This is a genomic window from Paenibacillus sp. FW507-14B1B, assembly GCF_058781425.1.
In genome coordinates this window covers 279,783-304,457 of record NZ_JBYSWS010000004.1, presented here as the reverse complement: position 1 = coordinate 304,457, position 24,675 = coordinate 279,783, and the positions used below count along the sequence as shown (strand labels likewise).

At 44.9% G+C, this 24,675-nt stretch carries 21 protein-coding genes; 2 read left to right on the top strand and 19 right to left on the bottom strand.

Annotated elements, in window-relative coordinates:
• Positions 1-92: 92 nt before the first annotated feature.
• From AC3WJJ_RS20105 to AC3WJJ_RS20075, 7 genes are all read right to left on the bottom strand, one after another.
• Positions 93-1,046, bottom strand: a complete 954-nt coding sequence (locus tag AC3WJJ_RS20105; protein WP_492543454.1) for a 1,4-dihydroxy-2-naphthoate polyprenyltransferase — start codon at positions 1,044-1,046, stop codon at positions 93-95.
• 156 nt (positions 1,047-1,202) lie between these two features.
• The gene (locus tag AC3WJJ_RS20100) at positions 1,203-1,787 is read right to left on the bottom strand and encodes a DoxX family membrane protein (RefSeq protein ID WP_492543453.1); all 585 of its coding nucleotides are present in this window, start codon (positions 1,785-1,787) and stop codon (positions 1,203-1,205) included.
• Between the two features lie 307 nt (positions 1,788-2,094).
• Positions 2,095-2,667, bottom strand: a complete 573-nt coding sequence (locus AC3WJJ_RS20095; RefSeq protein WP_492543617.1) for a DoxX family membrane protein — start codon at positions 2,665-2,667, stop codon at positions 2,095-2,097.
• Between the two features lie 127 nt (positions 2,668-2,794).
• Positions 2,795-3,709, bottom strand: coding sequence for a cysteine synthase A (gene cysK / locus AC3WJJ_RS20090; RefSeq protein WP_492543452.1), 915 nt, complete (start codon positions 3,707-3,709; stop codon positions 2,795-2,797).
• 91 nt (positions 3,710-3,800) lie between these two features.
• Complete coding sequence (locus AC3WJJ_RS20085; RefSeq protein ID WP_492543451.1) at positions 3,801-4,541, bottom strand: ABC transporter ATP-binding protein; 741 nt, start codon at positions 4,539-4,541, stop codon at positions 3,801-3,803.
• 1 nt (position 4,542) lies between these two features.
• On the bottom strand, positions 4,543-5,361 hold the full coding sequence (locus AC3WJJ_RS20080) for an ABC transporter permease (RefSeq protein ID WP_422658726.1): 819 nt from the start codon (positions 5,359-5,361) through the stop codon (positions 4,543-4,545).
• A gap of 37 nt (positions 5,362-5,398) precedes the next feature.
• Complete coding sequence (locus AC3WJJ_RS20075) at positions 5,399-6,433, bottom strand: ABC transporter substrate-binding protein (RefSeq protein WP_492543450.1); 1,035 nt, start codon at positions 6,431-6,433, stop codon at positions 5,399-5,401.
• Between the two features lie 162 nt (positions 6,434-6,595).
• Here AC3WJJ_RS20075 and AC3WJJ_RS20070 point away from each other — a divergent pair, with 162 nt between their 5' ends.
• Positions 6,596-7,453, top strand: coding sequence for a lipoate--protein ligase family protein (locus AC3WJJ_RS20070; RefSeq protein ID WP_492543449.1), 858 nt, complete (start codon positions 6,596-6,598; stop codon positions 7,451-7,453).
• A gap of 83 nt (positions 7,454-7,536) precedes the next feature.
• Here AC3WJJ_RS20070 and AC3WJJ_RS20065 read toward each other — a convergent pair whose 3' ends face one another.
• On the bottom strand, positions 7,537-8,748 hold the full coding sequence (locus AC3WJJ_RS20065) for an MFS transporter (RefSeq protein ID WP_492543448.1): 1,212 nt from the start codon (positions 8,746-8,748) through the stop codon (positions 7,537-7,539).
• Positions 8,749-8,979: 231 nt separating this feature from the next.
• Between AC3WJJ_RS20065 and AC3WJJ_RS20060 the strand changes: the two genes are divergently transcribed.
• Positions 8,980-11,277, top strand: coding sequence for a helix-turn-helix domain-containing protein (locus tag AC3WJJ_RS20060; protein WP_492543447.1), 2,298 nt, complete (start codon positions 8,980-8,982; stop codon positions 11,275-11,277).
• An 84-nt stretch (positions 11,278-11,361) separates the two neighbouring features.
• On the opposite strand, the gene AC3WJJ_RS20055 is transcribed toward AC3WJJ_RS20060, so the two are convergent.
• The 11 genes from AC3WJJ_RS20055 to AC3WJJ_RS20005 form a co-directional block, all read right to left on the bottom strand.
• Positions 11,362-12,396, bottom strand: coding sequence for a glycoside hydrolase family 18 protein (locus tag AC3WJJ_RS20055; RefSeq protein WP_492543446.1), 1,035 nt, complete (start codon positions 12,394-12,396; stop codon positions 11,362-11,364).
• Between the two features lie 6 nt (positions 12,397-12,402).
• Positions 12,403-15,051 (bottom strand): transglutaminase domain-containing protein, encoded by a 2,649-nt coding sequence (locus AC3WJJ_RS20050; RefSeq protein ID WP_492543445.1) that lies wholly within the window; start codon positions 15,049-15,051, stop codon positions 12,403-12,405.
• A 6-nt stretch (positions 15,052-15,057) separates the two neighbouring features.
• Entirely contained in the window at positions 15,058-16,080 is a 1,023-nt protein-coding gene (locus AC3WJJ_RS20045) for a carbohydrate-binding family 9-like protein (protein WP_492543444.1), read from the bottom strand.
• Between the two features lie 38 nt (positions 16,081-16,118).
• Positions 16,119-17,408: an alpha-L-fucosidase gene (locus AC3WJJ_RS20040; protein ID WP_492543443.1), complete on the bottom strand. Its 1,290-nt coding sequence runs from the start codon at positions 17,406-17,408 to the stop codon at positions 16,119-16,121.
• Positions 17,409-17,486: 78 nt separating this feature from the next.
• Entirely contained in the window at positions 17,487-18,875 is a 1,389-nt protein-coding gene (locus AC3WJJ_RS20035; protein WP_492543442.1) for an alpha-L-fucosidase, read from the bottom strand.
• Between the two features lie 154 nt (positions 18,876-19,029).
• The gene (locus AC3WJJ_RS20030; protein WP_492543441.1) at positions 19,030-20,628 is read right to left on the bottom strand and encodes an extracellular solute-binding protein; all 1,599 of its coding nucleotides are present in this window, start codon (positions 20,626-20,628) and stop codon (positions 19,030-19,032) included.
• Positions 20,629-20,685: 57 nt separating this feature from the next.
• Positions 20,686-21,594 (bottom strand): carbohydrate ABC transporter permease, encoded by a 909-nt coding sequence (locus AC3WJJ_RS20025; RefSeq protein ID WP_492543440.1) that lies wholly within the window; start codon positions 21,592-21,594, stop codon positions 20,686-20,688.
• 17 nt (positions 21,595-21,611) lie between these two features.
• Positions 21,612-22,532, bottom strand: coding sequence for an ABC transporter permease (locus tag AC3WJJ_RS20020; protein ID WP_422661571.1), 921 nt, complete (start codon positions 22,530-22,532; stop codon positions 21,612-21,614).
• Between the two features lie 388 nt (positions 22,533-22,920).
• Complete coding sequence (locus tag AC3WJJ_RS20015; RefSeq protein WP_492543439.1) at positions 22,921-23,139, bottom strand: DUF378 domain-containing protein; 219 nt, start codon at positions 23,137-23,139, stop codon at positions 22,921-22,923.
• A 99-nt stretch (positions 23,140-23,238) separates the two neighbouring features.
• Positions 23,239-23,679 (bottom strand): hypothetical protein, encoded by a 441-nt coding sequence (locus AC3WJJ_RS20010; RefSeq protein ID WP_492543438.1) that lies wholly within the window; start codon positions 23,677-23,679, stop codon positions 23,239-23,241.
• A gap of 50 nt (positions 23,680-23,729) precedes the next feature.
• Complete coding sequence (locus tag AC3WJJ_RS20005; protein ID WP_492543437.1) at positions 23,730-24,629, bottom strand: LysR family transcriptional regulator; 900 nt, start codon at positions 24,627-24,629, stop codon at positions 23,730-23,732.
• Positions 24,630-24,675 lie beyond the last annotated feature (46 nt).

Below are 24,675 nucleotides of genomic sequence, written 5' to 3'. Positions count from 1 at the left end.
CACGGGCTGTGGTTGGAATGCTTATATGCTTTATAGAAAAACCTCCGTTTCAATGGATTGAAACGGAGGTTTTTCTATGTTGAATATTATTTTTATATGCTCATCCATAGCACCGCTATGCCAAGCGCCATAATCCTCGCTATATTCATCATGAGAAAGTTTTGAACTGCGGTGATAAAGGTCGCTTTCTTGGATGGATTGGCCATAAATCGCTTTATATTTCTGTGGATCGGAATGACGGTTAGTAGGATAAGCAGTACAATGATCGGGTTAATGCCTAAGAAAAGCAGCACTACGACATCTACATAAGCGAGAAAATAAAGCATACGAAAAAGAACAAGCGCATTTGGACGACCGATATAAACCGGAAGGGTGTAGCGTTTATTCTCGATATCCTCCTCCACATCACAAATATTGTTCGCGAGCATAATGTTAGCAATACCGAGTATGGCCGGAATCGAGAACATAAATAGCACAATCACTTCCGGTAAATTCACTTGTAAACTCGCCATCCCTCCCTCTAACGTTAGACTCGCCAGCTGATTCCCATCCACATGAACCCATGCTGAGATAAAGATGATCACAAAGCCCATGAATAGTCCGGAGAACAACTCACCAAGCGGCATTCGTGAAATCGGAATCGGTCCAAAGGAATAGAGAATACCTACCGCGAACGATAGCCCGCCGAGCAGTAGGATCAAAAGCCCTGTATCAAGAAACAACATTATACCTGCACTGACTGCGATCAATAACAGAATAGCAATTACGGTAATTACCGTTGCTTCCTTCAATTTGTGGTGAACAATCGGATTGTGGAACTCATAACCGAAACCGTTCTTTTTAATCGCCTTTTTATAGTCATAATAGTTATTAATCGCTGTGGTAGCCATATCGAATGATAGTAAGGAGGCAAGCATAAGCACGAAGTGATACGCATTAAACTGCTCAAAGCGGAATAGCGCATACAGTGTTCCCATAAGAAAAGGAACCATACTCGCAACCTTCGTCTGAATCTCCACCAGCCTAAAAAAAGGTTTGACCCCCATCTCTACACCTTCCGTCCTTCTGTGTACATTATCTAAAAATAGAATATCTTATATTTAAAATTTTGGATGTGGAGTTTGTGCTTGACAAAGAAAAAACACCCTTTAGATAGGATCATATTCACATATCATCCTATCCAAAGGGTATTCTAATATTCATTATATATGCGTCGTTTGTTCCTTCGTTTCCCGGCTACTCCGAGTCCAAGGCGTACCTAACAATGGCAATGCCCAGCGATCCAGTCCGTACCAACCTGCTACCTTCCATGCGAGCACAATCAAGATCGCAAGAATGAACAGAATAGGATTCACACTGATCGAGCCAGCGAATAGGAAGCTGACATTCATCAGGCCACCAAAAAATGCCGCAATTCCTGTCAGTAGACCGAGAATAAGACCTAAGCCAACCAATGTCTCCCCAAATGCCACCATATGGGCGAAGACTTTCGAATTAGGAAGAACCACATTTTCAAGAAAAGTCGCATACCAGCCAGTGACATCATTGCCACCTTCCGCTTTAGCAAGCGCTCCTTTAATAAAGCCTTCCAGCCCAGCTCCTGCATTCTCACCGGTCCAAGTACCAGAAGATAACTTCTTGATCCCAGCAGTAAACCAGGTATACCCCAGATATAGACGTAAAGCAAGCCATATCCATGCTGAGTAAACACTGTTAAAAAGAAACATCGATACCGGATTCTCCGGTATTACCATATACTGACCTTCTCTAAAGCTGTTCTTCTTCATAACTATCCTCTCCATTTCTGCATAAATGATAATAATTCGTTCAGAATTTACCATTTATAAGGAGAAGATACAATCCTTCCATTGGCATAAATTAGAAATACATGGTTATGACCTTCAGATGATTCCCTTTTAGCCTATAAAACGACTTGTCACCTCACTCTAACCGTATTTTTATGTAAAAATATTCAATATTAATCATACCCTCACATATACCAACACAAAAAAACACCCGTCAGACGGGACCTACTGCGCGCGAGTCCATCTTAAGGGTGTGTACTTCTTACGTATTTAACGAATATTTATTCCTTCAATCTCGCTTCCGTCGGCTCCATGGTGTACCTAGTAGAGGCAACGCCCAACGATCTAGTCCGTACCAACCAGCCACTTTCCAGGCAAGTACGAGCCATGTTGCCAAGATGAACAATAGTGGATTGGTGCTTAGTGTACCAGCAAACAGGAAGCTCGCATTCATAAGTCCACCGAAGAACGCTGCGATCCCTGTCAGAAGTCCGAGAATAAGCCCTAATCCGACTAGTACTTCCCCATAAGCAACCATATATCCAAAAAGTTTAGCATTCGGCAATACGAAATTTTCCAGAAATGATGCATACCAACCGGCTACATCCTTACCACCTTCGGCTTTAGCAAGTGCACCTTTCACAAAACCTTGAATCGCCGCTCCAGCATTCTCACCTGTCCAAGCATCAGCCGATAACTTCTTAATTCCTGACGTAAACCATATATAACCTAGATATAGTCGGATAATTAGCCATATCCAAGCCGAGCGGGTACTGCTGAACAGAAACATGGACACTGGGTTCTCAGGTACAACGATATACTGCCCTTCTCTTAAATCTCGTTGTCTAGCCAAACCAATCATCTCCAATCCTGATAAAATGGATATAGTCATTCTAAATATAACCATTATCCCAGAATGGATTCAACCCAATTATTTCTTATAACTCTGGGTTAATGCATTTGGACGAGAAGAGACAACTGATTTATCATTAAAAAATATTCATACTCAGATATCTTTCACCCGTATCTGGTGCAATACATACTACTCGCTTACCCGCACCTAACTTCTCAGCTACACGGATAGCGGCGAATACAGAAGCACCTGAAGAAGGACCGACCAATATGCCTTCTTTTCGAGCCAGACTACGAACTGTCCCAATGGCTTCTTCATCCGCAATTTGAATGATCTCGTCGTATACATTTGTATTTAGGATATCCGGAACAAAACCAGGACTTGTCCCTACGAGCTTATGGGGTCCAGGCTGACCACCAGAGAGTACAGGCGAGCCTTGTGGTTCAACCACAGCGATATGCAGCTTCGGAAGATGTTTACGCAATTCCTCTCCCGTACCTGTAATCGTCCCCCCTGTTCCGGCTGTCGCAACAAAGGCATCGAGACGCCCTTCCATCTGCTGCAGGATCTCAGGTGCTGTCGTCACCCGGTGAATATCCGGATTCGCTTGATTCTCGAACTGCTGTGGAATAAAGCTACCTGGAATTTGTTCCTTAAGCTCCAAGGCTTTAGCAATAGAACCTGGCATACGTTCACTGCTAGGTGTCAACACTACCTCCGCTCCATAAGCTTTCAAGATATTAATCCGCTCTTTGGACATATTATCTGGCATAATCAAAATCGCACGGTAGCCCTTAGCTGCAGCAATCATAGCCAGTCCGATGCCGGTATTGCCACTTGTAGGCTCGATAATTGTACCACCTGGCTTCAAATGACCCTGTTTCTCAGCGGTATCGATCAAATTAAACGCTGCACGGTCTTTCACACTGCCGGAAGGATTGAACATTTCCAGCTTCACATACACCTCAGCTGCTCCATCCGGAACGATTCGCTGCAACCGAACCATCGGCGTTGCACCGATCAAATCTACAATATTCTCGTATATCCCCATGGTGTTCTCCTTTGTTATAACAGAATGATTGGATCCGTCATTAACCTTAGCGCTCTCTCTATCATACCATTCCTATCGGATATTGCCATAATCAATGATTGCTTAAATCAAGATGCTTCATAATCCTCTCTCGCAGAGCAACAAAGTCTGCTCCGTTACGGTTACGAGGCCGGGATGAGTCAATTGAGATTGACTCCACAATCCGTCCAGGACGTGGACTCATAACGTAAATGGTATCCGCCAAATATATCGCTTCATCAATATCATGTGTAATGAGAAGAACGGTCTTGCCCGTGCCTTCCCACAGGCGAAGCAGCTCATTTTGCATCGAGATCTTGGTGATTGCGTCCAATGCACCAAACGGTTCGTCTAATAACAGCACCTCAGGATCCATCACAAGTGCACGTGCAATAGAGGCGCGCTGACGCATGCCGCCGGATAACTGGTGTGGATAGTACTTCTGGAATCCACCGAGGCCAACTTTCTCCAACATGGCGTCTACCCGAGAGCTTCGTTCTTTTTTGGATATACCTGCAAGCTCCAATCCGAAACCGACGTTATATTCAACCGTCCTCCAAGGATATAGAGCATGCTCTTGAAAGATTAACATCCGGCTAGGATCAGGCTTTACAATCGCTTGTTCGCTCGCAGTAACCTTTCCGTCTGAAGGATATTCGAGACCCGCAATCATACGCAGCACAGTACTCTTTCCGCAACCCGAAGGGCCGACGATTGCCACGAACTCACCTTGGCGAATTGTAATATCCACCTCTTCAAGTACATTCAATGATCCGAAAGATTTCGATACATTGTCTACATGTATGGTCTGCATGCTACTCATCTCCTCCCGGCTGAACGTAGCGATAACGTAACAGCTTTCTTTTTAGCCCCTCTAGCAGCACCAAATCTAACAGCGCCGCGATGGTTCCGATGACGATAATGCTCATCAGCACGCCTTCCATATCAGCGACCTCACCACGCCAGCGAGAGTAGAATCCCAGTCCTGCCATCGCTCCTCCCACCATTTCTGCTGCAATCAGGGAACGCCACGCGTTCCCGAATGCAACCTGTGCGCCAGTAACGAAGGCTGGTAAGGACTCAGGAGCAAATACCTTCGCCAGCAGCTGACGGCGGCTTGCACCCATCACACGGGCCAGCTCCAGATGCGTACGGTTCACGCCTTCAGTGGCATTCAGAACGGATAGTGCCATGGGGAAGAAACTCGCAATAATAATGACTGTAATAATCGTTTTGTTACCGAATCCTAACAATATAACAAAGAAGGGCACCCAAGTAATTGGTGGAATGGCCTGCAAAATAGATATAAGACTGCGCAGGTAAACGGCAAAGCCTTTCGAAATCCCACCAATCAGACCTAACAACGCTCCAAACAGGCACGCAAGGGGATATCCCCACAAAAGCCGGATCAGACTATCACCGATATGACCTCTGAATTCAGGATCTTGGATACTGCTGAACAAACGGACGAATACATCAGGCACATCTGGCAGCAAATAAGAGGGCAAGAATAACGCCGTAATCTGCCAAATCGCAAGAAGGCTCCCTACTGCAAGGAGATAGGGGAGCACTTTTCGCCAGAAGGAGCCTGATTTCGGTTTGGTCCGCGACACTTTCGAGTAGGATGGATTCACCGGAAACTCTCCTTTTGTATGATATATGACTTACCTATTATTTCTTCATTTGATCCTGCCAGCTTAAATCGATAATATCTGCTACTTTCACGTCTTTCTCGAGTACACCCTGTTCTTTCATCATGTCGGATATTTCCTGCATACGAGTCACTTGGTCTGGTGTTATATCCCAGTTAAATACTTGCGTTTCAATCGCTTGTTTGATAACATCTACCGACTCTACTGTACCGCCATGGTGAGAAGTCATCGTATCTGAATCCACAAAATGCTTCATGATCAGTCCCGCGGATTTCTTCGGATCCTGTTGTAGCATTTCGATGGCTTCCTTCTGAGCATCCAGCAGTTGATTTACCGCTTCACGTTTGTTCTTCAAGTTATCTTCTGTTGTAATGACGACCATGCATGGAAACGGCCACACTTTACCAACTTCGTATATTTGTTTAGCACCGAGTGTGTGAGTGGCGATACTATCGTATGGCTCAAACACAAATGCTGCATCCACCGCGCCGGAAGCCAGAGATTGAATGGCCTGACCCGGATCAACATACACCATCTGCAAGTCCTTACTCGTCAACCCTGCTTCCTTCAGTACAACACCATTCAGAACGATATCTGCCGTGCTTCCTTGTCCTTGGGAAGCTAGCTTCTTACCTTTGAGATCTTCCACTTTCGTAATAGGGCTGCCATCCTTCACAAGTACACTGTGAAATCCGAGCTGCGCTCCACCAACAACCTTTACTCCTGCCCCCTTCGAGGCCCATGAGACAGCATTCGTAAAACCAAGTACCCCGGCATCCACCTGTTTACCGACCATCGCTTTGATAAGATCGGTTCCGCTCTTGAACTGCTGCATTTTCACATTCAATCCGTGCTTCTCATAAAGATTCGCCTCATAAGCAAGCATGGCTTGCGCATCATCCATTACGTTCAGATAACCGACTACAAAATCGGTCTTCGCTTTACCGTCTCCACTTCCTTGCTTCGCATCGTTGCCACAGGCTGTAACCGCCAGCATTGCAATGATGAGCAGGCCTATCATGAACCCTTTCAAACTACGGGTACCCTTTATCATTTTAAATCCCCCTTTTTATATAAACCCGATAAACTTACTAGGATTATAAAAAGATTCCTGTCTATTGTCAATCCATTCCATTGGAATTTTAAGGATAGAATGCTGTAGATATTTTCTCTTTATGGTATTCTGTAAGTAATTAATATCAGGAGGACCTCTGTCATGACTACACCATTCACCCCATCCCAAGGGACAGGGCCAATATTGCTGTTAGATCGCATACATGACCTATCCGAAGATGACGTGCTCTACTCTTTTGCGCTGGACGAGCTGTTATGCAGGCAGACAGGGCGTGGCGGCCCAGCGATCTGTCATCTTTGGCGTCATCCTCGTGCTTTTGTGATGGGCGTACGAGATAGTAGACTACCAGAGGCCTCTGAGGCTGAGCAGCAGCTACGCAAGCTCGGTTATGACACAGCGACTCGCCACTCAGGCGGAGCGGCCGTACCGCTCGATCTAGGAGTTGTGAACCTCTCCCTCATTCTTCCACTCGGCGATCAGCCGAACCATCAGAACTTTCAGCAAGATTTCGAATGGATGGTACTCTTGATCCGAGAGGCACTCCGAGATACAGGTTATACCGTAGATACAGGTGAAATTGCCGGTGCTTTCTGCCCTGGCACATATGATCTTAGTATTGATGGGCGCAAGTTTTGTGGTATTGCCCAGCGGAGACAGAATAAAGCGTTCATTATTCAAGCCTTTATAATCGCTGAAGGTTCTGGCAGTGAGCGCGCAAGTCTCGTCCGATCCTTCTATGACAAGGCTGCGGCACAAGCTGACCCTGCCGACTATCCGCTGGTTCAACCAGAATCAACCGCAAGCCTAGAACAACTGACAACTCTAGGCCCGAATGCAGTTGACGTCTTCACAGAAGCCGTTAAGAGAGTCATCCGGGAGTGGCAAGTTAGCATGGAACAAGCTGAGATGATAGCAGCAGCTGCCAACCTGCAGCTTCCGTCTTCGGAAGAGATCCGTCATATGGCACAATCACTTCGTCAGCGCTATACACGCGATTAAACGCAAAGAGAACCGCTCTTTTTCTAAGGCGGTTCTCTCCAAATGTTATGAGGTTCGTCCCAATAAGTGTGAAGTTTCCTATACTAAAGGGTCAGTCGCTGATTCGGTGGTTGTGCTGATCCCCGAATATCCCGAATGTGCAGACTTAAGAAGCAGATCGTGGCTAGAACAAGCAGCCCGCAGTTCACGATAAATACCGCTTTAATATCCCTCTGCGAGAATAAATATGATCCTACCACAGCACCCACGGTAGCAGCGAATACACTCATGAACATCGACATGACAGCCTGCCCCGTTGAACGATACCGATCGGGAATCAACTGGATCATATACTGAGCTGTATAAGAAAGATAGATTGCGATGGCTATGCCCATTACCGCTTGTGAGAACAATAATACGGCAAGATTCATCGTAAAAATGATCATTAACGAGCGAATAGCGAACAGAAACGTACTCAACGCAAGCATGACTAATGGGTGAAAGCCGCTACCGCGTCGTCCAATGATGATGAAGACGATAACCTCAACCCCCGCGGGGATCATCCATGCCAAACCATTATGAAATGAAGTCCCTCCCAGATCGACAAGCAGGAAACTTAGATATTGGTCACTCATGACCATAGCTATACCGCATAGACAGCTTACGAACAGGAACAACAGCACTTGAGGCTCGCGAAACAGCGGCCAGGCTTCCTTCATCGATACCTTCTCCACCAGCTCTATGCTGTCCTTAGAAGGCCTCCTCGGATCACTAACAGGTATAAGGCTAATCAGCGCGAACGCCATGAACAACAGAAACATGTAGCCGATGGGTTGAAGTCCAGTAATAAATCCTAATGTTATGCCAACAATCAATGCGGCAAAAGAAAATCCTGCTGCTCCAGCACTTCGTAGTGAGGCATAAGAGAGCTTCAGGCTCGTTGATTTTAACATAATGAAGCTTTCCACGAGCACAGCCACCGGAGCTGCAAAAAATTGATAGGTTAGCATCGCGGCCATAACACCGACCGGATTTTTCAGTGTAAACATAACGGCAACCGACAGCAGCGACATCAAGTTTAGTCCAATAAGTAACAGTTTGATTCGGCTTAGCTTGTCACTCAGAATACTCCACATGTAATTCGATAATAGTGCTACAATCGGTAGTAGAGCATTTTGGAGGCCGTATAATTCCCCTGAATATCCGATATCTCTGAAATAAAGCGGAAAAAACGAAGCTACGATCCCTGCCGGAACAAATAAAAGAAAAACGGATATAAACGATAGCGGAGCTTGTTGGTTAAAATATGATCTCAATATTCACACCTCACTACTTCCATGAAGGCGACCGTCAACTTAGCTCCGCCCAAATTATGTATACTACTTAAAGCATTGTAGACAATGAGTAGCGCCATTGGCAACGATAAAAACAATGAAACACCATCTTGTAATACATAAAACGGAAGTTTCATTGATTTTGGAAAGCGTTTACCTTACAATTTTAGTAGGCAAACATCACGTTAGCGAGCAACTTAGGAGGTCACACCAATGAAATGGAATCATTTCAAGTCGAAGCTACTACTAAAATATACATTGTCCTATATAGCTATTTTCCTCATCCCGCTCGTGATCATGACGATTATCCTCTATCTCAATGCTGCCAAAACACTTCGTTCTGAGATTGAGCAAACGAATGTCAATCAGCTGAATCAAGCCAAGACGGTTATTGATGAACGTATGAAGGAGCTTCAGGATATGGCATCCCGAATCTCTTACGACGAGCAGCTGACAAAATATTTGACACATGACCCTTATTACAGCCGCGAGGCGATATTTGCTTTATCTAAATACAAAGCGACCAGTTCTATCATTAATGAGGTTTTCCTGTTTTTTCGTGAAGATGATCAAATCTATTCCTCTCAAGGCCTCGAGGATCTCGATGTTTTCACCGAGCGGTACAAATTTCATTCCTGGAACGAGACAGATATGGTTCGCGACTTAAATACATTACAAATCCCAACCATGCGTCCAGCGGAACAAGTGGATCAAAGAAGCAATGTTCCAGAATCTTTGCTTGCCTACCTTGTACCCATTACACCGAACCAACCAAATGCACATGGGACCGTCATGTACTTGATTCATGAATCTACCTTGACTGGATTAATTGATTCCATCCTTGGTGACTACCAAGGGATGACTTATATATTTGATAATAATGGACAGGTGCTGGCTGGTAATTATCATGGAGAGACGATGACTCCCCAGGAAGTAGATTCCTTATTCAAGCTAAAGCCTGGAACTCACAGCCTTTCACTAAATCATGAATCCCATTCTGTTGTATCGGTTAAATCCGATTCTGGATGGACCTATGTCACTGCCATGCCAAGCAGTCAGTTTTTCAGCCGAATTGTTCATATACGCTCAATTATTATCCTTGTTTTTTCCCTTACCGTTGTCATGGGTACATTCCTTGCTATTATACTAGCGCGGAAACAATACCATCCCATCTCCGACCTAATGGAATTTGTCAAACTAAAAGCAGTGGCCGACACTTCCTCCAGTAACGAGCTGGAATGGATCAAGAAAACATTATACGACTACAGCCAGCGTGTAGATCTTCAAGAACCTTATGCACGTAATCACATTTTGTTAATCATGTTGAAGCACGGTCATACAGAGGAATTCACACCTGAGTTCAAAGAAACACTAGGCATCCGGTTTAACCGCAACCACTACTTCGTGATATGTATGGGTTGGGATGCGAATACATCTTTGAAAAGTGATGGTACTGAATCGGATAGTGTCTTTATGCTAATGAACGATGTAGAACTACCCGCCCATTCTGCCCATGTCTATGGAATTGAATTACCTCAGCCCGACAGATTAGCTCTTATTGTTGGTTTTGATGCTGTCACAGGTGATGAAGCCCAGTTACAAACGTTAATGGAAGGGATCGTCGAGACGCTAGGTTTGATGGTGAAGGAGCATATGAATCTATCTCCTGCTATTGGAGCTGGCGCACGTTACAGTCATCCAGAACAGCTGAATCAATCTTACATTGAAGCCTCATCTGCTTTTGAATCATCGATGCTTCATGGCGAGGGTAGTATTACCTTTTTCGATAAATTATCTGGTATAGAGGATCCGGATTCTTCATTTTGGGTGCCAAAAGATGTACTCCTAAAACTCGTTCAAAGTTTGAAGCAAGGAAGCTATGATGTAGCGGTCCAGATGGTCTCAACTGCGCTAAACAATTTGAAGACAGAGAAACCGAGCGTCCCTCTAGTGCGATGTATATGCTTCGATATTCTGAATACGATGCTAAAAACCGCTTCAGAACTCGAAATTCACCATGTGGTGAATGAAATTCCACGAATCACCTCCTTTGACTCCCTTGAGGATTTGGAGAAGAGCCTTACAAGACTAGCTGCAGATATCTGTGCTCATGTCGAAGCGAAAAGTGAAACTGAAGAAAGCTCTCTCATGGATCAGATTCTGACCTTTATCGATCATCATTTTACCGAATACGATTTAAGTTTAGCGACGATCTCTAACAAATATTCCATATCCTCTTCGTATTTCAGCCGTTCCTTCAAAGAGAAGGTAGGGATTAACTTCTCCCAGTATATATGGCAGAAACGGATGGATGAGGTCATCAGGCAGCTCTTGCATACAAGCGATCCTTTAAAAGACATCATTACACGAGTCGGTTATCTCGACACACCTAACTTCATTCGCAAGTTCAAGAAGGAGCTTGGCTGCACCCCTGGCCAGTATCGTAAAATGCACAGTCTAAACGGATCCTCCATCCCTTCAGACGATGAGGAAGAAGAATACACAGGATAACAAGCCCTTATACATTATAAAAACAACGAACTCCCCAAGGCTAAAGCCTTGGGGAGTTCGTTGTTTGGTACCTTGAAACTTTATTTAGCCTTGAAGTCCTTGATGCATGGCTCCAAGCAGACTGTATGTTTTGTCACAGCCATACTCCCAGAACATAACACCTGCAAGACCCTCAGCCTTTACATACTCACATTTACACTGTATCGATTCCTCATCATCATAAGAGATCAGGCTCGATCCATCGAACAAGTAAGGTGCCTTAGCCTCATCATCCCAATAACGAACATAACCATTCTTATTAATGTAGTTCGCAGCCAGCTCCGTAAAGTCAGGACCGTAGCCGCCTGTTGTACCAGCCATTTGATGAAGGCCGTGGTTACGATCAGGAACCTGCTTCCAGACACGGGAGTAGAATGCAGCTCCAATAACAATCTTCTCCTTCGGCACGCCTGCACGGATGAATAGGTTGACGGAAGCCTCTGTACTAATACGGAACAAATCACCTGTTGATGTATGCAGGTTCGTGTGATGACCCGTCAGCACTTGGAATCCTCCGCGCATATCGTAGGTCATTAGCTGAACGAAATCCAGATACTTCTGCACTTGATCCATCTCCGTGCCATCCACGTAATACTGATCAGCACCTGCCGCAATGGTAAGTAGATAGTGACGTCCATCTTGAGTGCCTTTTGCATCCAAAGCTTCACGGATGGTTTTGAGCAGCAATGTGAAATTTTGCTTGTCATTCGGGCTCGAAGCAATCTCAGCTTCACCATAGCAAGGATATTCCCAATCCAGATCGATACCGTCTAGAGGGAGATCATTCAAGATCTGAACTGCGGAAGCTGCCATGCTATTTCTTCCTTCTTCTGTGGAAGCCGCCTCAGAAAATCCCCCAGCACTCCATCCACCTACGGACAACAGAATCGTAAGCTCAGGATGCTCGGATTTAATCTTCCCAATCGACTCTTTATTCTGTAGATGCTCGATCGTAATGGCATCGTTACGAACATGGCCAAAGGCAATGTTCATATGTGTTAATTTCGATAAGTGCTCATGCGTCATATTCGGAAGGTCTCTATCAGACACATATCCAGCAGAAATATATTTCTTCGTCATTCTCATTCACTCCGATTCTTGGGGTCGCTTAAACACACCAGATAAAATTTGTAATGCTTCCTTTCCGGTACCGATCTTGTACCCGGAGGAGGTATATCGAATTTGGTCTAAGCCGTCCAGCACAAACAGATGCGGGAAGCCAGCTTCACTAGCAGGTGACTTCGATATGAAATCTGGTAACGATGCATAGGATGAATCCCGTACAAAAACAGTTCGTGCAGGCAGGTTCGGATAATTCGCAGGATTAAATGAAGTAGTCCACTCCGAATCGCCAACGATCAGCACGATCGGTGCGCCCAGCTTATCAAGCGGCTCAGCTATCTCGCTCAGCTCACGGAACAAATGCTTAGTCGGCTCCCGTTCAGGCTCGATCCACGCAGTTATCGCTCCGTCAGTCCCGATCAGATCGCCCAGTAATACTTCGGTACTGCCATCCAACTGAAGCAGCGAGCTACTGCGATCTAAAGTACCGAGAACAGGAATCTCCGAAGTCGTCTCACGGTAAGTCAGCGTAACTGTGGTTTGTTCTGCAGCGCTCACCGTGAAATATGAAAAGCGAGCTCTTACCGTTCCATCCTTCAGGCGAATGCCTGAGGTTAAGCGATAAGCTCCTGGATCCACTTCAAATGGTTCATCGTAGACATCTTTTTTGCCGTGAGGATAAACGAGTGTCTTGTACACCCCATCCTCCAGACGGGCAAAAGAGAAGTTCTCATAGTAGGATGCTGCCGGCGTATCCTCTGCAGCTTCCGAATCCGGCAGTAGTCGCAGTGTACCACTCGTCACGTGCTGATCCTCTTCTTGTGAAGAAGATGTGATTGCAAATACCGCGTCTACCCAGTTCCCATCAACGAGATACTGCGGCTTCTGCTCGCTCGGGTGAAGACGCGCCGGGATGCCCAAACTACGGCAGACAGCCACGAACATAATGTCTAGTGACACCTTATCTCCCATGCCCAAGCGGTATGTACCCAGTGGATTCCCTTTACCCTTCAGGTTAGGGAGGTCCTCCCAGATTTCATAGCCCTGCTCTAAGGTCCGCGCAAGCTCTGCAGGATTAGACTTAAATGCCGCAAGCTCTGCGGCACTAAAGGCCTCTTGGAAAGCTTGTCTGTATGGCACAATCATTTCATGGAGAACGCGTGGACATAAAATATATTTGGAGAATACATCTTCTGCCTCAGTGAAATCTCCGAGATACACGAGCGCACCCTTCAGATGATCATCAAGCGTAGGCTGGAACGTATCGGTCAGATCTTTTTCATTCAAGGTTTCCAGCAAGCATAGCGGCCACTGGCCATGTTCAGCGGAACGATCTTGAAGAAATGTTGCGATCTCTTTGCTATTCCCGCGTGCTTTCCGCAGTACATCCCACACTCTGTCAGACGGTAATCCTGCTGCTTCGGCAATTCGTAACGCATCCTCCTCACCAAGGAAGGTAGACTCGTAATTTGTCCGTATCTTTGTACCTTCTTCAAGACGACTGTTGTGATGTTGAATCTTCTCTTCCGTGAGCGATTCAGCACCTTCTCCCTCACGTTCTGGGGGAGGAACCAAGTCGAAATCAAAGATACCCAGCGGTTGCTCCGAAGTATCGAGCACGAGCTCAAAGGATTCACGATCCGCAACGGTTATCGCCATTTCGCCCCACTGGCCGTCTTTCACTGCACGAATTAGCAGGTCGCCGTAGCCAGTCTTAAATGAAGCTTGTCCCTGCTCATCCGTTGGGAGGATCGCAATCGGATATAGTTCAGCCATGTTATACAACTGGAAGTGAACTTCAGCACCACTAACTGGAACACCCTGTCCGTCTTTCACATGAATGTGGATCGTACGCGTAGGCGCGTAATTCTCCATCAGGTTGATTTCCGTAAACCATTCGTCTGTAAGTGTGATGTCTTCCGGTCCAGGATAATCCGCAAAGATACGAGTGTTGATTAACATCCCGCGTCTTGCAGGCGGGCTGAACCAGCCTTGATTAAGCCGCGCTTCTGGCTCGCAAGCACCGAAATAGAACCATTCACCATCAGCCCATGCCTCTACCCATGCATGGTTGTCATCACAATGTGCCCAGCGCGGAGTATATACCTGACGAGCAGGGATACCAATACTGCGCAGCGCTGCTACAGCCAGCGTAGATTCCTCACCACAACGCCCTCTCGCATTACGCATCATACCAAGTGGTGACATCGTCCGCAGGTCACTACCAATGTAGGTTGCCGTCTCATGACACCAATAGTTGGCCTCCATAATAGCCTCTGCCATGGATAAATGTGCTGTCCGTTCAGACAATTCATTATACATAACTCCGCGGTAATCCTCGATATTCTCGGTATTTACCCGGTAAGGAAGAACGAAATGCAAGAATAAATGGTCTGGCACACGCGCTCCCCAAGGAACCTGCTTACGGATCGCGAGCGTCTGACGCACATGGCTCAGGAACAGTTCACCATTGTAGTCAGCCATATCGTTGATTGGCATATAGGCATATAAATATTTCAGCGCCCAAGTCTCTTCCTCAGTTAGTTCCTCTTGAAAGACATCAAACAACTCAGGCTTACGCACTCCAACAATCTTCTGTTTCTTACGAAACTTCTGATCGATTAACTCCAGCATAGATGGTTCCAAAGAAAATACAGATGTCTGTATCGTCATGAATGTTTACTCCTTCCATAGCTTTCCGTCTTCTCGAATACAGATGAATCCTTGTCCATCCGAGGACGGAGCTGTGATCTGAAACAGACCACGGGTCGTTTCAATGACGGGGTCAATACTCCACACATCGTCACCCATGAGCTGCTTTTTGTCCGTCGTAAACTGACCGTGAGCTTCGAAATAGTTACGTTCACGGTAATAGAGCTTACGCAGCTCCCACTTAATCAGCTCGTCCTTGGGCAGTTCAAAGGTATTAGGTGTGCTCTCATCAGCAAACACCACATAACCCCATAACTCTGGATAATGCATGTTGATGAGACCCATCGGGGACCATACCCAGTTGTCTTCCGGATAAGGTCTGCCCGTTTCCGGATTCAACACTTTCCGGTACTCACCATCTTGAACCTCAGTCTTCCATTCAACACGGGAGAAATTGACGCGCCAGAATTCGCCTAAATGAGGTGGGCGACTTTCTGCTGCACATTCCCGCAGACTGGTCCAAGGGATCGCCACTTCGACACTCCACTTCCGGTTGTCTGCACCCGGACGATTGAGCTCCCCGTCGATATGCACAGCGGTCTTCAGACCGTTAATATCCCAGCCATTCACCGGAGGTCCACCATCACGGTATGGCTTTACCAGAAGCAGATCCCATACGGTGTTCAGCGCGTTAATCTCAAACTCATAATAATTGTGTGTATCGCCATCGGGATCGATGAAAATCTCAAAATCTTTGTCATAAAAAATGACGGAGTCACGTTCTGTTAGCGTCGCCCAAATCTGATCCTCGATCATCTCTGCTGCGAAGTAGAAATACTCATCATCCCACAGCATCTTGACTCGGGTCTGCTTGCTCGGCTTTGGACGAAGATCGCCTTCGATATCTACGAAATCGTCGGTCCAATCCGCTGCGTTCCAGAATGCCTTATCTACTCGGCCATCTAATTCAAGCGGCCCTTCCGCCCGTCTACATACATAATGTTTAGGAGCATATTCAATATTCGGCTCCGGTACTCCACTTCTGTTCATTGTTCTACCCCGCTTCGTTAGTGATGGTTAAATCCTCGTTAGTTATGGGTTACAACAGCTCCAGAACCGCCATACATGTCCAGCTCTTCATCGAATTCAAGCTTCAAGACCGTAACATGCTCATGAGTATCCTCAGGAGTCATATGAATCCAAGTTGTACCTGGGATGTTGAACCAAGGCACACCGCCATGAATCTCATGAGTGAGCTCCTTACCGGAATGAAGCACAGTAATTTTCTTGATCGGGTTACACAGACCTTTCAGACAAACATTCTCTTTCGGATCATCGTATACAAATAGATATAATGTCTTCTTATCCTCGGAAAGTGTGCTACCTCCCAAATAATAACGGGTCATGATGCCTTCACCTGTACCGAAAACAGCTTCTTCATGAGCCCTGATCCATTCACCCAGTCCAAGCAGAATATCTTCCTGACGCTTATCGATCGTTCCGTCCTCACGAGGACCGATATCGAGCAGCATATTACCACCCATAGAAATACAGTCACAGAACATCCGAATAATCTGATTCAGTGATTTGTATTTATTGTCTGTTGGTACATAGCCCCATGATGAATTAATCGTCGTGCAGAACTCCCAAGGTCCTTCCGGTCTTGTGATTGGAATTCCTTGTTCTGGCGTCTTATAATCGCCATGTCCTTGAAGACGCGAATTGATTAGAATCTCTGGGTTAAACGACTGGAGATAATGTTTAAACTCAGGCAAGTTCCATTGTTCAGCACTCCGCTCCCAATCGCCGTCGAACCATAACAGGTCCACTTTACCATAATTCGTTAAAATTTCCCGCAGTTGATTATTGTTAAATTCAAGGAATTTCTGCCATTTCTCTTCATCCTGTACTCCATCCACTGGGTTTGAATGCGGGTTCACATTACTGAGATCCTCAGGAACCTTCCCACCTTCAAATACGCTTGGATAATCCGGGTGAGACCAGTCAATAAGTGAATAGTACATCCCGAGGTGAATGCCTCGTTTCGTAATTGCTTCTGCGTACTCCTTAATAATGTCCCGTTTGGCAGGGGTCTTCTTCACTACATTTAGATCACTGTACTGCGTATCCCACAGTGCTACACCATCATGGTGCTTGGTTGTTAGAACTGCGTATTTCGCACCTGACTTCTCTATTAAATCAGCCCACTGATCGGCATCAAATTTAGATGCAGTAAAACCGTCCAGCTGCTTCATATATTCATCGTAAGAGATTCTTCCGTTATAGAAGGACCATGATTCCGCGACTCCATCCACGGCATAAATGCCGTAGTGTATAAATATCCCTAGCTTTGCGTTATCAAACCAATTTTTTTGCATGTTCTGTCACACCTTCCTTATGTATCAGCTCTAGTTATTGTTAATCACTTACACTTGAACATCCGAATGAATTGTAATTTACGTTAGACGAAGTACATGAGCGATCGGAGCTAAACCTTGACGTTCCTGTTCTGGCAGACGTACCACGATTCCCGATTCTGTGCGGCTGAAATCAAGCACTTCTTGCCCACCCACTAGATCAATGCGATTAAAATCCCCGTGAATCGGTATATACAGTTCATCTGGAATATTCTCATTCTCATCCTTATAGAGGTAGAAGGCATAAGTTGTATCGCCTTTTTGAGTAAACTGAACATTCTCCACAGAATATGGTTCACAAGCACGAGTTCCGTAGATAGCTTCTCCATGAACATTCAGCCATGCTCCCATACCTTTGATCCGAGCAATCGCTGTTTTGGACAATCTTCCGTCTGGCTGTGGCGCTACGTTCAGTGCAAGGTTGCCGCCTTTTGCAACAATCTCAACAAGAAGGTGAATGAGCTGTCGAACTGTTTTGTAATTGTCCTCATAGCGGAAAGAGAACGCAGATCCCATGGTGATGCAGCTCTCCCATGGTACATGCAGTGCACGCTCAGGAAGCGTCTGCTCTGGTGTAATCAAATTCTCATATGGACCGCCAACCGTGCGATCGGCTGACAGAAGCCAAGGCTGGATCTTCCGTGCCTTATCCACCACTTCACCCAACCGGATATTCTGATCGCGATAATCATTGACCCATCCGGCATCAAGCCACAACACATCAATGCGGCCGTAATTGGTCATAAGTTCCATGATCTGTTCATGCGTAAACTGAACAAATTGCTCCCATAGCCAAGGGTACTCCTTTGGATCATAGGTAGGCCCTCTTGATGTGGTGGTTCCAGGCTTCATACCCGGTGCCCAGTAATAGGGAGTATGCCAATCGGCTTTAGAGAAATACGCTGAAATTCCTAGCCCCTTCGCACGAAAAGCGTCAAACAGTTGTTTTGTGATGTCAGCGAATTTGTGCGTATGGAATGGACAATCGGGACCCGTAATCCTGTAATCCGTTGTGTGGGTATCCCACATGCAGAATCCGTCATGATGCTTGGTCGTAAAGTTGAGATATTTGAACCCATTCTCAGCAGCCAAATCAGCCCATAAATCAGGTTGAAACCGAAGAGGATTAAACGTCTTATTTAATGCAAAATACTGGCGCTTTAGCTCCTCCGCATCAATATCCCAATCAATCTCATTGCGCGACCATTCTTCATCTGTATCACTGAGTGCCCATGACTCCACAAGCCCGAGCTGAGAATAGGGACCCCAGTGCATCATCAAACCCAGCTTCTGATCCTTAAACCACTCCAGTCGCTCTAGCAGCAGCGGGTCCTCTGGCTTAACCCATTCTTTCTCACTGCTGTAATTATGAACACCCTGCTCGATAAAGTCTTCTTTCTCTTCCTCTATCAATTTGTTATCACTCATTTCACACCTCCGAAGTTATGTATTCGACATCATATTCTATTAGCCTTGTAAAAATATGAATTCGTTTTCATGGTGAGGTTAATAATGTTAATAGCCAACCTCCGGTCACGATGGACCGGGCTGTGTTGGCTATTGTTTTTAAATATATTTAAGTTTATTTCTCTGTATTCCAACGATCATATGCACCTTGATAAAGCTCAACGAGGCGGTCAGATCCCATTTTCTTGACTTGAGCAGCATACTTGTCCCAATTCGATAGTGGCTCTTGGCCCGTAACGAATTTCGCTTCCATCTGCTGAACATACGTGTTGAGGTCAGACATCAAAGCACTTGCTTCACTCTGTTCTTCATTTGTAAGGTATACGTTAGGGAACGGAGCTTTCGCGATTGGAATTAACTTCTCTTCGTTTTGTTTATTAATCCATTGATCAAAATCGGATTGAAGTCCTTTTGATACTTCCGGATCATTGATACCTGGTGTCAGAATACCGAAGTTTGGTGTTATTTTGCCTTTGTATTCCTCACGATCGCCACCGCCTGGTACCGGCAGCCATTCTTTTACGCGATTCTCTTTATCTTTGAACTTCCAAAGCGTATTTTCTGGTCCTTGAGAGAATAGTGTTGAGCCTTCATAGCTATAAAGATAGTCGATCCAACGCATAGTAGCTTCAGGAGCAGGGTTTTTGCTCGTAATGGCAAAGGTACCATTCGTAGATATCCCTGGATGCTTACCATAAACCGGAGAACCTTCAATATCACTCTTCACTGGTGTCATCATCGGATTATCTGAGCTTGGCTCGCCCCCGAGTGTAAAGTATGGATAGTAATCATTAAACAATGCGATCTGATTCTTCTGACCTTTCGACTTCTTCTGATCCGATGTCTGGGAGAATGTTTCATGATCTAGTAGATCTTCTTTCCATAGACGGTTCATGAATGTCAGGTAACTTTTGTATCCTTCTTCTTGAGGAGAGTAATGTACTTTACCATCCTTGTCAGCATAGATTTTCTCATCGTACATTCCAAAGAATCCAAAGAAGTACATACGTAGATCATCCAGTTTTACAGAAGTCAGTGGAATTTCATCCTTTTGTCCATTACCGTTCGGATCTTCCTCTTTCACTCGTTTCAAGAACGTGTACAACTCCTCTGTTGTCTTCGGTTCTTCAACATTAAGCGCCTTCAAGAATTTACCGTTATACCACATCGGACCGCGGTACCAAACTGCTGCACTATCAATAAAAGGTAACGCATACATATGGCCGTCAGGAGTCGTGAACGACTTACGAATATCCGGGTTCTCGTCTAGAATTTTCTTCAGATTTGGTGCATAGCCCTCATCAATATATTTTTCCAATGGAATAAGTACGCCCTGACTACCATAAGTCACTTGCTCCGCTGGTTTTAAATCCGCTGCATAGAACATATCCGGCACATCGCCACTCGCAAAAACGAGATTCTTCTTCGTTTCAAAGCTATCAACTGGTGAGAGCTGATATTCTAGCTTAATGCCTGTTAGTTTCTCCATCTCTTGCAATACAGGCATCTTGTTCCAATCTGCTACACCCGCATCCTGGGACATGACCTTCAGTGTAATTGGCTGCTCAACGATTGGAAATCCTTCTTTTTTTACGTCAGCTGCACTTGTAGAACCGGATGAACCGCTTTCACCTTTAGCGCCACAAGCAGCCAGTATACCGGCTGATAGTGTGAGGCAGAGTAAGATAGATGATGCCTTACGAAGCTTATTCATGACAACAACTCCCCTTGTTTAGTGTTTGATGTTTTTGATGTTTTTTCTATGACACGATCAGCCCTTTACAGAACCAATCATAACACCCTGGACAAAATAACGCTGAAGGAATGGATAGATAGCAATGATTGGAACCGTTGCTACGATAATAACCGCGTACTTAACGAGTGCAGCAATTTCTGCCTTACTGTTCATCGCAGCAGCTGTCGAAGCATCAATGGCTCCGCCACCCTGTGCAGCCATTTGTTGCAGTACGAGAATTTGACGCAATACCAGCTGCAATGGATATTTAGCTGAATCATTCAGATAAATGAGAGCCGAGAAGTAGCTGTTCCAGTTACCTACACCATAGAACAAAGCCATAACTGCGATGATTGGCATAGATAGCGGCAGAATGATTTTGACGAACAATCTCATATTCGTACATCCATCAATCTGAGCTGCCTCCTGTAATTCCTTCGGAATCGAGCTTTGGAAGAACGTACGAGATACGATAATGTTCCAAATCGATGCAGCCGATGGAATGACGATAGCCCAAATTGTATCAATCATGCCAAGCTGTTTTACAAGCAGGTAGGAAGGTACAAGCCCACCACCAAAGAACATCGTTACCATGAACATGCCCATAAAGAAGTTGCGGCCAATAAAATCCTTACGGCTTAGAGCGTAAGCAGCAGGAAGAGTTACTACTAAGTTAATCGTCGTTCCGACTACCGTATAAAGAATGGTATTACCATATCCAATCCAAATACTAGTGTTCTCGAAGACTCGCTTGTATCCGTCAAATGTTATCCCCTTTGGAAAGAGCCACATTTCCCCGGAACCGACAAGCTTCGGATCACTGATCGATGCGCTGACCATATACACTAAAGGATAAAACACGATGAGAAATGCAAAGAATACATAGATATAATTGCAAATTAGAAATATTCTGTCTCGTTTGGTTTCCTTAACACCTGTAAGCATTCATAACTTCCTCCTTTCTACCACAAACTATTTTCACTTGTACGGCGAACGATCTGATTCACAACAACCAACATAATTGCGTTGATTACGGAGTTAAACAATCCGATTGCTGTCGAGAAGCTGTACTGAGCATCCACAAGACCTGAACGATATACAAACGTAGATATGACATCCGAGGCCCCCATGTTAAGCGGGTTCTGGAGCAATAAGATCTTCTCAAAACCTACACCTAGCAAACTACCTACATTCAGAATCAATAGAATGGTCATCGTAGGAATAAGTGTCGGGATGTTAATATGACGCAAACGCTGGAAGCGCGAAGCCCCATCGATAACAGCAGCTTCGTGAAGCCCTGGGTCTACACCAGAAAGCGCTGCCAAGTAAATGATAGTTCCCCAACCTGCGCTTTGCCATACACCGGAGAATACATACATGGTCTTAAACCATTTTGGATCTGTTAAAAAGTCAGGTGCAGTAAATCCGAGGCCCTCAATAATATTAATGATCATCCCTGTTGAAGGAGAAAGGAAAGTAATAATCATCCCCGCCATAACAACGACAGATATAAAGTGAGGTGCGTAGGTAACCGTCTGGGCCAACTTTTTAAAGAAACCGTTTCTTATTTCGTTGAATGCTAGAGCTAGAATAATGGGAATCGGAAATCCGACAGCCAGTTCATACAAGCTGATACTTAATGTGTTCCATAATAGGTCCCAAAAATAGTAGGATTCAAAGAATCGTTTAAAGTGATCGAAACCTACCCATGGGCTACCCGTAATCCCCATTGTTGGAATGAAATTTTTAAACGCGATCTGAATACCATACATCGGTCCATACGCGAAAATAAGAAAGTAAAAAAATGCAGGTGCTATAAAGATGTACAGCTCCCAGTTCTGAAGCATTCTTTTCCATACACTTTTATTGCTCTTACCGAGCATCGTTCCCTGACTGCTTGCAATAGCAGTTTTTGTTTCCCGCATAGGATCACCCCTTCCTGATGATGTGGTTATTATTGTAATGATTCCTAGAGTTAGCTATCACATCATGTCTCGATGTGTTAACGCTTACACGATTACAATAGCTGACAATCCTAATCATCGTAAATATGTCGTTTTGGGCATCCTTGAAAACCTAGTATTATCAAGGGTTTCAGCCATTTGACATCCCCTGCTGACAACTGGACAATGTGTTGTTTTTGACCCTCAAATTGCTTGTTTTTTCAAATAAACCATTGATGACAATTTCCACTTCATAACAAAAACAGGCTACCCGTCATGATTACTTCAGGTAGCCTGTTTCGTATTTTGAGCATGTAAGAACCAAATCTTAACGTGCACTCGAGCGATGATCTTCGGTTACATCTCCAAAGAATTTAATGGAATACAGAGCACACACACCTACAAGGGTGTAAATAACACGGGCTCCAGCAGAAGTTTGTCCTCCGAAAATGGAAGCTACCAAGTCATATTGAAATACACCAATAAGGAGCCAGTTAATTCCCCCAATGATAAGTAAAAGCAATGCAATTGTATTTATCGTTTTCATGTCCACTCCTCCTTTTTTATTACACATATTTTCCCCATATCTGTTCCGTTTAGTCATTAATTATATAAAAAAAAAACACCCCTAAATTAGGTGATGTTCTTATGTCCTGATGGATGAGCCAATTTGCTTCTTAACTCTCCTGACCAGTAATCGAATAATCTCTTGGGTCGCCCAAAATATGAAAGCCCCCAACATAAAAGGATATTTATAGGTGCCCCAACCCCCGTATCCAACCACACTTGAATAGATCCATCCTACCGCTACGCCCCCGAGCAAATAGGATATCAATTTCATGCTAAATGCCACTCCCTTGGGGGCTTCATGAAAAAATCTCGCAATCGCTGCATCTATAATCAGTGAAATGGGTATGCCCAGGAATAAATACATTGGAAATAAAATAATCCAGCCTACGATAAAAAGTCTAAAATACGAATTATAGCTGACTCCGATCTCCCTCATATCCATCGGCGTATAATCTAGATAAGCTGCAACCAGACAGATTAACAGTGAGGAGAGAAGTGCGGCTAACCATTTCGACATCACATGAACACACCTCCACCTTTAATAACACGGTGAAAGCCCAAGAAGTTTCATATATAACTTACTGGAAATGCTTTATTTTGCCGTAGCATATCCAGGAATATATCCGAAGCCCTTGTATGATATGGCGTTGCCTGTGTGATCAGTGAAAAATGTCTTCGCACCCGTTCACCGTAAGGCTTGAGCATGAGCAGTGTACCAAGTGATATTTCTTTCCTCACAGCCCAGTGGGATAATAGTGTCACTCCAAGTCCAGCCTCTACAGATTCCTTAATTAACTGGGTGCTTCCGAATTCAACCTTATGCTCCGGTTGAAAGCCCCATCTGATAAACATTCGCTCTGTCGCATTTCTTGTTCCAGACCCACTTTCCCTGACGATCCAAGTTTCTTCACTAAGCTCGGGTAAATGGATTGCATTCTTCCCTGCATAGCGCTCTTCGTTCGGTACAATAATAAATAAATCATCCTCTGCGAAAGCTTCAATATGAAGCTTATCATGATGATATTCACCCTCTACAATCCCAATATCAGCTTGATGGTTCAAGATCATTTCGGCAACTTCTGATGTATTCCCGATATTAATTTTCGGGCGAATCAAGGGATATTCCTTACGTAAATATGCCAATAAATGTGGCAGAACATACTCACCGAATGTGTAACTTGCCGCTATTGAAAGATCACCGCTTGCCCGATCCAACAGATCATCAACCAATGATTGCATACGTGTATATTTCCCCAAAATATCTTTAGCATGGTGAAATACGATTTCCCCTGCCTGATTTAATCGCACATACTTATTCGTTCGTTCCAGCAGTTTAGCTCCAACTGTGCGTTCCAATGATTGAATGTACTGGCTCACAGCAGGCTGAGTCATCCTGAGTTCTTCCGCTGCTCGAGTGAAATTACCTTTCTCCACAACGGTGACAAAAACTTCTAAGGTCAAATCCATAATGAATCTCCTCTTTTTCGGCAAACTAATACCATCAGGTTATCAT